General features: G+C 73.2%; 1 pseudogene. It reads left to right on the top strand.

Annotated elements, in window-relative coordinates:
• Positions 1-436, top strand: a pseudogene (locus N869_RS18260) (GTPase); the annotation flags it as partial.

Below are 436 nucleotides of genomic sequence, written 5' to 3'. Positions count from 1 at the left end.
TGATCCCGCAGGTCGACCTGCTGGTGTGGGTGGTGGACCCGCAGAAGTACGCCGACGACGCGCTGCACTCGGGGTACCTGCGTCGCCTGGTGGGGCACGAGTCGTCGATGCTGGTGGTCCTCAACCAGGTGGACACGGTGCCGGCGGGGGCGCAGGCCGAGCTGATGCGCGACGTCGACAGGTTGCTCCGTGAGGACGGGTTGCGTGGTGTGGGTGTGCACGCGGTCTCGGCGCTGACGGGCGCGGGCCTGCCGGTGCTGCGGGGTGCGTTGGCCGACGCGGTCGCACGTCGCAGCGTCGCCGAGACGCGTGCGGCCGCGTCGTTGGCGGGCGCGGCACGGGATCTGTCTGCGGTGATGGGGTCCGGTGAGCTCGACAGCTGGACGGCTCCGCGTGCGGGGGCCGTCGACGGGCTGATGGTCGCCTGCGGGGCGCC

The sequence above is a fragment of the Cellulomonas bogoriensis 69B4 = DSM 16987 genome (assembly GCF_000767165.1).
Taxonomy (GTDB): domain Bacteria; phylum Actinomycetota; class Actinomycetes; order Actinomycetales; family Cellulomonadaceae; genus Actinotalea; species Actinotalea bogoriensis.
The sequence above is the reverse complement of the archived record's forward strand: the minus strand, read 5'-3'. Positions and strand labels throughout refer to the sequence as shown.